Source organism: Geitlerinema sp. CS-897 (assembly GCF_028368005.1).
GTDB classification, from domain to species: Bacteria; Cyanobacteriota; Cyanobacteriia; order Cyanobacteriales; family Geitlerinemataceae; genus Baaleninema; species Baaleninema simplex.
The window spans coordinates 23,484-30,310 of record NZ_JAQNCQ010000249.1; the positions used below are offsets into that span (position 1 = coordinate 23,484).

Below are 6,827 nucleotides of genomic sequence, written 5' to 3' on the forward strand. Positions count from 1 at the left end.
CGCCCCCTACGACTTATGGTATTTAAGCATTACAGCGATTCAACTTTCGGTTCGCGGGCGGGGTTCGATCGCACCTCCACTGTCTCTACTTCAGAGTCGAGACTCACGTGGGGGTCGATGAGTAAATCCACGATTCCGCTGGCGAAAGAATCGTTATCTGGACGCACGCGGAACATGGCGATATCGATTCCTCGGGCGAGGTAGGTAAACTGACCGTCTACGACGCCAGACACGCCCGCGTTGAGGAAATACGCCCCCGGATTGAGCAAACATTGAAAGCGGAAGCGGACGGTGACGGTGGTGTTGGCTTCGACGCGATCGATCGACTGACTGGAGGTGGTAAACGACGCTCCCCCCAGTTCCAAGCCGCTGACGGTTTTCACCAGCATTCCAAACCGGACTTTCGACGCGGTTTTGTAAAACGTCACCTTATACGTGTAAACGTACTCCTGGCGTCCGGTGAGGTGGTTGACGGTGCGTCCGTCGGGGGCAACGATGTGAGGGTTGGCAATTTTCGCCCCCCGAGGAATGTAGGAAATGGTGTTTTTGGGGACGAGGTGGGGGTCGAAGAAGTCGCCGTCGGTGGGGGACTCTTCCGGCGTTTGGGGAGTCGGCGGGTTGTGGGAATCGCTCTCGAGTTCGGCGTGGGGGTCGAGGTTGGGGGTGTTGCGAATCTCTTCGCGAAAACTCTCGCAGAGGTCGGCGGGGGCGTAAATGAGTTTGTGATAGCGATCGATGGTGAATTTCGGTTCGTGAAACAGGAGCATTTCGCCGCGATCGAGTAATACGGCGCGATCGCACAGTTCCACGACTTTCGAGGCGGCGTGAGAGACAAACAACGTGGTTCCGCCGCGAGATTGTAAGGCTTCGATGCGGGAAAAACACTTGCGTTGAAACGCTTCGTCACCGACGGCTAGGGCTTCGTCTACGACTAAGATATCGGGATCGACACTGGTGGCTACTGCAAAGGCCAAACGCACGAACATCCCGCTGGAATAGGTTTTTGCGGGTTGGTCGATAAAATCGCCGATATCGGCAAAGGCCACGATATCCTCGAACCGTTCTTCGATTTGCTGTTTGGTCAGTCCCAGCAGTTGACCGTTGAAAAATACGTTTTGGCGTCCTGTAAACTCGGGATTGAAGCCGCTTCCGAGTTCGAGTAACGCTGAAATCCGTCCGTTGACGTTGACATCGCCGTCGGTGGGCATCAGCGTCCCAACGATAATTTGAAGTAAGGTACTTTTCCCCGACCCGTTGCGTCCGACAATGCCTAACGTTTGGCCTTTTGGAATTTCCAAACTGACGTTTCGCAACGCCCAGAATTCTTGATACTTCTGATGGCCGGGAAACAGGAGTTCCTTCAGGCGATCGGTGGGATGTCGGTATCGCCGAAAACTCTTGGAAACGTTGCGAACGGAAATTGCGAAATCGTCCATTGAACTGTGGTTTGAGAGCGATCGAAGAACGGGAAAATCGGAGGTCTAGAACGGCAGACAACGCCGACGCGACACCTGGATGAAACGCGAAGCTTACAGAACGTCAGCAAAGCCGGATTTGAGCTTTCGGTAAGACCACAATCCAGCCAAAAATACCGACACCGACACCATCGACGCCATCGCCCACTCTGCCCCGTGCTGGAAGCTGCCGACTAAAATCGCGTCGCGATAGGCTTGGGCAAAGGCAGCGAGGGGATTGAGCCAGAATACCAGCGTTCGCAACGATTCGGGAACACTTTCGGCCGGATAGACGATCGGCGTCAGGTAAAACCACAGATTGAGTACGACAGTAATGGTTTGGGGAATGTCCCGCAAAAACACGGTCAGTCCGGCGGCGAAGTATCCCAATCCCGCTGTCAGCAGTAGTTGTGGCAACCAAATTAGGGGCATCAACCACAGGGTCGCGTGAAGGGTTTGCGTAGCGATCGCCACGAACGCCACCAAGACCATCAACCCCAAGGTACTTTCGACGAACGCCGCCAACACGGGAACCAGTGGCAACAACCCCAGGGGAAACACCACTTTTTTCACGAGGTTCGGTTGGTTGACCACCGACGACGCCGCTTGAGAAAATCCGTTAGTAAAGGCAAACCAAGGCAACAACCCTGCAAACAGCCACAAACCATAGGTTAAGTTGTTGGCTGGAACTCCTGCCAAGTTGAGCTTGACTTTCAGGACGATCGAAAAAACATAGGTATAGATGAGCAGTTGCGACAACTGCGTCAACACCGGCCATAAATTGCCCAAGACCGACCCTTTATATCGCGCTTCTAATTCTCGCTGAACGAGGGTTTTCAGCAGTTCGAGTTTGAACGATCGCGAATTGTCAGATCCTTTTGTTGGGTTCCCCGATCCCGCTTTCGAGATCGATCCCTTTAACATACTACGCAACAGTCTTGTCCTCACCCACAACCGAAAATTCGCAGCAATATGCTCGATAAACAGGGTGAACTACCACTCATCATCGCGACGCGATAGATGAGTGGCTTCCAGTTTCAAAAGGAACTGCCTCGGGGAGCATCGAACGAATCCGACCTCCCTTTGGTCTTACATTCCCTCCACTGGCAGAAGCCCCGGTTCCCGAGGCCAAAATCCGCAAGCCTTCATTTTTAAGGTTGATTGCCGCGTTGAGATCTCGGTCGTGAGTTTGTCCGCATTGCGGGCATTTGAACGACCGCACGTCGAGTCCCATCTTAGGTAGCGGCAATAAGGTTTCAGAGCAAAGGTGAGTGCTGGGAAAAAATCGATTCACTTCCAGATACACCTTCCCTTCTGCCTTCGCCTTATATTTAAGCATCGTCGAGAACATTCCCCAGCTCACGTCGCTTATCGCTTTAGCGAGGCTGTGATTTTTGACCATGCTCTTCACCGCTAGATTTTCTACCACAATCACTTGGTTTTCGTTGACTATCTTGCGGGATAGTTTGTGGAGAAAATCGGCTCGAGAGTTGGCAATCTTGCTGTGAACTCTCGCCACTAAGCGTCTGGCTTTTCGACGAGAATTCGACCCTTTCTGTTTCCTCGAAAGTTTACGCTGTTTGCGTTTGAGATTGCGCTCGTGTTGCTTGAGGTGACGAGGGTTATTGTATTTATCACCGTCAGAAGTCACCGCAAAATGCTTCAATCCCAGATCGATGCCGATGGCTTTACCTTCCGCATTCGGTTCGGGTTTCTCAGAACCGTCATCGATAAGGATCGAAGCGTGATAACGACCGTCAGTGTGGCGACTGACCGTTACCGTTTTGATCTTGCCCTCAAACCAACGATGAACGCGACAGTACACCTCTCCAATCATGGGAAGATGCAACTTGTCTCTGTTTAGCTTGACGTTTTGAGGGTATTGAAGGGATTGCCGTTTGTGTTTGCTTTTGAAGCGTGGGTATTGGGCGCGTCCTTCAAAGAAGTTGACAAACGCTCTTGAAAGGTTGAGTACCGAACTTTGCAAACATTGAGAATAGGTTTCTGAGAGCCACTCGAGTTCTCGCTTCCATTGCGGAAGCATTTTCTTGAGAGTTAACCCAGAGATCCCTTTTCCGGTTTGTCGGTAGGCTTCAGTCGTCAGTTGCAGAGAACGATTCCACACGAAACGGCAGCAGCCAAAGGCTTTGGCCAAGGCAACTTCCTGCTCTTTCGTGGGATAGATTCTCAGCTTGACGACTTTCATTAATACAAACGAGCTTCGTGTTAAAGTGAGTATAACCGATCGAACGGCTGACCCGCTACTTTGCCGCCCCGCGTTCGTACCCGCTTCTAATCTTTGATTGAAGCCGAGGATTCTCGCAGTTTAGGCTAAAGCACTTTCGGCCGATTTTCTAGTTTCGGCACGACCATCATAGCCCGATCGCGCCAGATGATGAGATGAGGGGATGATGAGATGATAAGGAAACCAACTTTCTGCCTGGTTCTCCTCGTCCCCCTTGTCTGCCTTGTCTCCTCTTTTCCCTATCTATGAAGTTTTCTAAGTTGTTCCAAGTTCTGCGTCGCTGGCAGTCCGAACCTTCCCACTTGCAAAAGTCTCAGACGTTGGCTGCGCTAGCTGTGGGGTCTTATCGCCTCGATCGCCCTCACGAAACGGGGGTTTGGGAAACCTTTGACATCGAAGCCTGCGGCGTGCTGCGGGTGGTGGGATGGACGCGATCGCCTTGGGAGTCTTTCGATCCCTTACGAGTTTATGTCAACGGGTCGCCCGTGCCGCTGTTGAGTCGGTTTCAAACTTACCGCCCGGATTTATTGCCCTTGACAAATTCAGGATTTTCTGGTAATGCGTTCGAGTACGGTCTTCCTTACGAGACACCGATTGCGGAACTCGCCATCGACAGCAACGGGACGCGGATCTGGTGCGAACGTGGGGAATTGGTGGTGTCTCGTCCGGCGTACGATAGGTTACTGAGCGGCGATCGCGTTTGGCACCGAGAGCAAATTTATGGAGTGGGGACGCCCTCGCCAGTCACGTCGGAGGTGGTGTTATCCCTGACGCAACCGTTACCCGCCCCAATTTTAGATTTCGGCTGCGGGATCGGGGCGTTAGTGCGGGAGTTGCGATCGTGCGAGGTGGAGGCTTACGGCTTGGAAATCGATCGCCCCGCCATTACCAACGGGATTTTGCCGGAAGTGGCGGAGTTCGTCACCTGCTACGACGGGAGTTTTCCGCTACCTTACGAGGACGAGCATTTTTCCAGCGTCGTGAGTATCGAAGTCCTCGAACATATTCCCGACTATGAGAAAGCCTTGGCGGAACTGGCCCGCATTACGCGCGATCGTGCTGCGTTTACGGTTCCCAATATTAACGCGATTCCGCTTTGTTTTCCCCATCAAGTGGTTCCCTGGCATCTTCTCGAAGCGACGCATTTTAACTTTTTCAATCAAGCCAGTTTTCAAAAGACGCTCGAACGCTATTTTTCAGAAGTTCAGTTTGCACAAATCCACCCCGTCACCGTTAACGGAACGCAATTTTTTACAAGTTTGGCGGCGATTTGTCGCAAGTAAACCGGAATCTCTCGAGTTCGGCGGCGATCGCGATTCGAGCTAAGGTAAAAAGAAGTCCCGATGCGACTGGCCGCAATTTTCGAGTTATGGCGATTCTCTCTTCTCACCAACCCTCTCCCAAACCGGAACCCCAAGGAAACGACCTGCTGTCCCCGGAGGAAACCCCAGAGGAACAGGCCGCCGTCCAAATTACCATCGGAAAAGGGAAATCTGCCCGAACTCGCAGTTTGGAGTTACAGCCGTTTACCTTAGTGGGGGCGACGACGCGAGTGGGGGCGTTGACTTCGCCGTTGCGCGATCGCTTCGGGCAACCCCAGATAAGTATTTAAAGGTTAGATTGTTGAATTTATATTAAATTTTACTCCAATAGCAGCCAACTTACTGCATATTGAATTTAAGTCAGTCGATCGAACTCAATTAAAGAGCGATCGTTTGTCAAATCAGCGAATATTAATATTATTTCAAACAAAACAATCTCACCATTGCAGATATTTACAAAAAAGAATTGACAAAGAAAAATGGAAGTTAAAATTAAAATCTTAACGCCACTTTGGACAGGTGGTGTAGAAACGGGAAAGTGCGATCGTATCCACGAAACCGGTTTGCTCGGCAGTCTGCGCTGGTGGATGGAAGTGCTAGTGCGCGGTGTCGGCGGCCATGTATGCGATCCGACAAAGCAGAAATGCTTACACGATCCGAAAAAGCCAAATAATGGACTTTGTGATGTCTGTCAAATTTTCGGGGCGACAGGTTGGAAAAGACGATTTCGTCTCGAAGTTGTTGAAGATAACACGCAGCCCGATCCAGGGGTTTCTTCCAAAATTGAGCTTGCATCTTATCAATACCAGTACAAAGATAAAGAAGGAAAGACGCAAACACAAAATGGAACACCCCGGTGGTGGTTTCCAGACAATCAAAAAGACAAACCCAGATCGGGAAAATTTATCATTAAAATACAATCTTTAGATCCAAAGTTCAAGCCGGAAATCATTGCTGACTTGCTTCAATTTATAGCCGATCGGTCAGCGTTAGGAGCGCGTCCTCAGATGGGGTTTGGCGTAATTCAAATAGAGGGAAATCGTATCAATACGCAACATCTCTATGACTGGCTCATTTCTATAACTGGCGATCGCACCTATCAACAACTTCCTTCATTAAGGAATATTTTTATGACAACACTAAAATTTAAAAACTCAAGTTTTAGTGAAGAATATGAAAAACATACATTTAATTTAAAATACGATCTACGACAACTTTTAAGATCGGATGAAAATTTACGCCACTTTATTATGGGAACTGTTAAAGGCGATCGCATGGCTGCAAAAATAAAAATGTCTCGACCTTATGAAGATAAAAATGGCGATCGAGTAATGCGGGTGTGGGGTTGGATTCCTGAAACAGCCAGTGTTTATAGCGATAATTGGGATAGAGAAAAAGTTATCAACGAAATTTACAATCATTTAAAAAACAAATACGAAATACAAGATTGGCGTGAGTTCAAGTCCAGTAGAGATACTAAAACACCGAATGAAGGTAATTCTCAGTCATTTCTACAAAATTTATTCAACATAGGAAATGGAAGGTAAAAAATAAATGGTTTTTGAAATCCAAACAAAACAGTACACACCAGAAGAATACCTGGAGTTAGAAACACTTGCAGAAGACAAACATGAGTATCAGCATGGAGACATTATTCCAGTGACAGGGGGTGCATCCCAATTATGCAATGAGTAAGAATACTTAGAGCCGTTCGAGAGAAAGGAGTTAAGCTAAAAGGAGTTGCCCAAGTCGGAATCAAGTCTAGCTCATGGATGCTGAAAAACGTCGCCAAATTCAAGCTCACGC

Annotated in this window: 5 protein-coding genes and 1 pseudogene; 3 read left to right on the forward strand and 3 right to left on the reverse strand. The window is 49.4% G+C overall.

Annotated features, from left to right (window positions below; all coding sequences use genetic code 11):
- Nucleotides 1-29: 29 nt before the first annotated feature.
- From POG22_RS15790 to POG22_RS15800, 3 genes are all read right to left on the reverse strand, one after another.
- Nucleotides 30-1,436 (reverse strand): ABC transporter ATP-binding protein, encoded by a 1,407-nt coding sequence (locus tag POG22_RS15790; protein ID WP_498906317.1) that lies wholly within the window; start codon nucleotides 1,434-1,436, stop codon nucleotides 30-32.
- Nucleotides 1,437-1,529: 93 nt separating this feature from the next.
- Nucleotides 1,530-2,378: an ABC transporter permease gene (locus POG22_RS15795; protein ID WP_017660374.1), complete on the reverse strand. Its 849-nt coding sequence runs from the start codon at nucleotides 2,376-2,378 to the stop codon at nucleotides 1,530-1,532.
- A gap of 79 nt (nucleotides 2,379-2,457) precedes the next feature.
- Nucleotides 2,458-3,660 carry an RNA-guided endonuclease InsQ/TnpB family protein gene (locus POG22_RS15800; protein WP_063716264.1) on the reverse strand — a complete coding sequence of 401 codons (1,203 nt, stop codon included), beginning with the start codon at nucleotides 3,658-3,660 and terminating at the stop codon, nucleotides 2,458-2,460.
- A gap of 284 nt (nucleotides 3,661-3,944) precedes the next feature.
- On the opposite strand from POG22_RS15800, the gene POG22_RS15805 reads away from it, so the two are divergent.
- From POG22_RS15805 to cmr1, 3 genes and pseudogenes are all read left to right on the forward strand, one after another.
- Nucleotides 3,945-4,982, forward strand: a complete 1,038-nt coding sequence (locus POG22_RS15805; RefSeq protein ID WP_498906319.1) for a class I SAM-dependent methyltransferase — start codon at nucleotides 3,945-3,947, stop codon at nucleotides 4,980-4,982.
- 170 nt (nucleotides 4,983-5,152) lie between these two features.
- Nucleotides 5,153-5,290: pseudogene (locus tag POG22_RS15810) on the forward strand (Holliday junction branch migration DNA helicase RuvB); the annotation flags it as partial.
- A 210-nt stretch (nucleotides 5,291-5,500) separates the two neighbouring features.
- Nucleotides 5,501-6,568 carry a type III-B CRISPR module RAMP protein Cmr1 gene (cmr1, locus tag POG22_RS15815; RefSeq protein ID WP_498906321.1) on the forward strand — a complete coding sequence of 356 codons (1,068 nt, stop codon included), beginning with the start codon at nucleotides 5,501-5,503 and terminating at the stop codon, nucleotides 6,566-6,568.
- The last annotated feature ends 259 nt before the right edge of the window (nucleotides 6,569-6,827 follow it).

Coding starts and splice junctions, on each gene's coding strand:
- POG22_RS15790 (WP_498906317.1), bottom strand. CDS start 1,436: ATGGACGATTTCGCAATTTCCGTTCGCAACGTTTCCAAGAGTTTTCGG.
- POG22_RS15795 (WP_017660374.1), bottom strand. CDS start 2,378: ATGTTAAAGGGATCGATCTCGAAAGCGGGATCGGGGAACCCAACAAAA.
- POG22_RS15800 (WP_063716264.1), bottom strand. CDS start 3,660: ATGAAAGTCGTCAAGCTGAGAATCTATCCCACGAAAGAGCAGGAAGTT.
- POG22_RS15805 (WP_498906319.1), top strand. CDS start 3,945: ATGAAGTTTTCTAAGTTGTTCCAAGTTCTGCGTCGCTGGCAGTCCGAA.
- cmr1 (WP_498906321.1), top strand. CDS start 5,501: ATGGAAGTTAAAATTAAAATCTTAACGCCACTTTGGACAGGTGGTGTA.